The organism is Thiohalocapsa sp. ML1, from assembly GCF_001469165.1.
In the GTDB taxonomy this organism is placed as follows: domain Bacteria; phylum Pseudomonadota; class Gammaproteobacteria; order Chromatiales; family Chromatiaceae; genus Thiohalocapsa.
Map to the genome: position 1 here is coordinate 1 of NZ_JABX01000113.1, position 1,512 is coordinate 1,512.

Below are 1,512 nucleotides of genomic sequence, written 5' to 3' on the forward strand. Positions count from 1 at the left end.
CCGGGCAACGTGCGGTACTCCCAACGGTTGCGCTTGGCGTGGCGGTAGCGGAAGGTCACCTGCCCGTTCTCGCAGGCGAGGATGTCCTGCTCGCGGATGACCCCGCGGTAGAGATAGCGCCCGAGGTAGACCAGTGCCTTCGCGCCGCTGCCGACGTGCTTGCAGTCGACCACCCAGTCCTTCGGATAGCTCGGCGGCAGCGCGAGTCCGGCGCCGGTGACGGCGGCGAGCAGCTTGCCGCGGAAGACCTTGGCAAGCGCCTTGTGGCTGAACAGATAGGCGCCCTTGCCGGCGCTGCGCTGGTTGCGTTGCTTGGTGCGCCAGCGCCGCCGCTCGGCCGCGATGGCCGCCGCCGGCATGACCACATGGACATGCGGATGGTAGTCGAGCCGGCGCGAGTGGGTGTGCAGCACCGCAATGGCACCGGCCTCGCCTTGCAACTGCGGATCGTTGCGCGCGAAGGTGCGCAACGTCTCCCAAGCGCAGCGGGTCATCAGGTCGTAGAGCGTGCGCTGATTGGCCCACGCCAGAGGCCGCAGAGATGCCGGCAGCGTGAACGTGATGAGGAAATACGCCGCGGGCACCTGGCGGGCCAATTGGCGCTCGATCCAGCGCTGGCTCTCGTGATGTTGGCAGTGCGGGCAACTGCGATGACCGCACGAATGCGGGACCACTTCGACGTGATCGCACGCCTCGCAGCGCGCCTGCATCACAGGTGCGGCCGACGTCCGGCAGGTCCTCAGCGCCGAGAGCGCCTTGTGCTGACTCGGCAGGACCGCGTCGCCATAGGTGGCCAGGTAGTCCGCCTCGAAGGTCTCGATGAGGCTGCTCAAGCGGATCATGAGCGCACCCCGCAGTCCCCGGCGATGCCGCTCACCAGCGTGTTGATCGCCTGCTCGGCGGTGCGCCCGGTGGTCTGCGTCAGGTGAGTGTAGCGGGCCGTGGTGAGAATCGAGCTGTGGCCGAGGAGCGCCTGCACCTCGCGCAGATCGACGCCGGCCTCGATCAGGTGGGTTGCATAGCTGTGGCGAAGGCTATGCGGGGTGATCTTTTTTTTATCCCGCAGGACTGCACCACCTTGCCCAACGTCGTCTGCACGCCGGCCGGCGCCAGCGGGTTCGCTGCCTTGGCCGCCGCCGCAAGCCCGCCCGTGCGGTTCGGAAACAATAGCCGCGGATGCCGATGCAGCGCCCAAAACCGGCGCAACAGCACCAGCGTCGCATCCGGCAGCGGCACCAACCGATCTTTGCGGCCCTTGCCGTCGCGGATGTGCACCCGTCGGCGCGCCGCATCGATGTCCGCCACCGTCAGCCCCAGCCCCTCGCCCAAACGCAGGCCCATGCTGTAGAGGGTGAAGAACAGCACACGGTAGCTCAGCACCCGGGTCGATCGCACCAGCCGTGCCACTTCATCGACCGTGACGATGTCCGGCAGATGCCGCCCCCGCGGCGGCTTGATCAAGCCCACATGCTCCCACGGCTTGCGCAACACGTGCTCGTAGTAGAACTTCAA

The 1,512-nt window shown here is 67.5% G+C and carries 1 protein-coding gene and 1 pseudogene; both read right to left on the bottom strand.

Annotation, left to right across the window (positions count from 1 at the left end):
* The coding region (locus tag ML01_RS26570; RefSeq protein ID WP_058558376.1) for an IS91 family transposase at window positions 1-842 on the bottom strand (842 nt) is incomplete at its 3' end.
* Window positions 839-1,491: pseudogene (locus ML01_RS26575) on the bottom strand (tyrosine-type recombinase/integrase). The gene ML01_RS26570 and the pseudogene ML01_RS26575, both read right to left, overlap by 4 nt.
* Between the last annotated feature and the right edge of the window lie 21 nt (window positions 1,492-1,512).